3 protein-coding genes are annotated in these 926 nt (G+C 66.8%); all 3 read right to left on the reverse strand.

The annotated features are described in order from the left end of the window. A partial coding sequence (locus ACYVKZ_RS21070; protein WP_460994428.1) for a phage tail tube protein occupies positions 1-533 on the reverse strand: 533 nt, incomplete at its 3' end. A 2-nt stretch (positions 534-535) separates the two neighbouring features. After that, on the reverse strand, positions 536-721 hold the full coding sequence (locus ACYVKZ_RS21075) for a hypothetical protein (protein WP_460994429.1): 186 nt from the start codon (positions 719-721) through the stop codon (positions 536-538). An 18-nt stretch (positions 722-739) separates the two neighbouring features. Further along, positions 740-926: hypothetical protein (locus tag ACYVKZ_RS21080; protein ID WP_460994430.1), on the reverse strand; the 187-nt coding region annotated here is incomplete at its 5' end.

Here is a 926-nt window from a genome sequence, read left to right on the forward strand (position 1 = left end):
TTCGTCAGCTGGTAGTGGTCGCCGATCACGTCGAACGTGATGTCGTAGCCGTGGATCGCGTCGTTCTTCGACACCGCCGACCCGCGGTCGCCGACCTGCACGAGCTCGTACACGTCGATCGTGATAACCGGGCCGTCGACCTTCTTCACGAGGAGCACGCGCTCGATCGTGCCGATGCTCGAGGGCTTGTCGATCCGGGCGACCGTGTCCGCCCCCGTGCCGCTGACGGTCGGGGCGCCGTGGCCGTAGAAGATCTCGGTGACGATGGGATGCGTCTCCCAGCACGTCACCTTCACGCTCTTCTCGGTCTTGGTCGGCTTCGTCCGGACGAGCTTGCCGCCCTGGAAGGCGTTGAACTTCGAGATGTCGACCGAGACGGCCTCCTCGATGCCGTCGTCGGAGAGCCAGCCGAGGGCCTCGAAGGCCGCGTCGATGGTCAGCGACGTCGGGAGGGTCGTGCCCTTCGGCGCGGCGAAGACGTCGGAGTCCTCATCACCGAAGATGCGGATGTTGTCGTAGTTCTTCGTGGCCATGGTCAGCCCTCCTTGGAATCGGTCTTGGCGCTCGGCCGCCGGCCCTTCTGGGCGGCGTCACCGTCGTCGGCGCGGGCCTTGCCCTGACGGATCAGGGATCGTGCCTCGTCGTAGGGGATGCTGGCCGTGTCCCCGGGGGCGTAGTCCCCGTAGAACCCGGCGAAGATCACGCGCGTCATGTTCTCCATGGGTCGCGCCTCCTTCTCTCAGATAGTTCTCTTGCGGAAGGTGAGGGCGATGTTCTGCCGCCACCGGGGTGACCCTGAATCGGGGTCTGGGGAGTCGTACGGAAGGCCGAGACGCTCGACGCCGCGGCACTCGATCCCGTCCAGCACGACGCCGCGCGCCTTGCTGAACTGACCGTCGACCGCGAGCGCGAGGTCGCCGGCCGCG

This window comes from Sinomonas soli, from assembly GCF_054782415.1.

Excerpts from the sequence above, each read along its gene's own strand:
- ACYVKZ_RS21075 (WP_460994429.1), bottom strand. The coding sequence starts at position 721 with ATGGAGAACATGACGCGCGTGATCTTCGCCGGGTTCTACGGGGACTAC.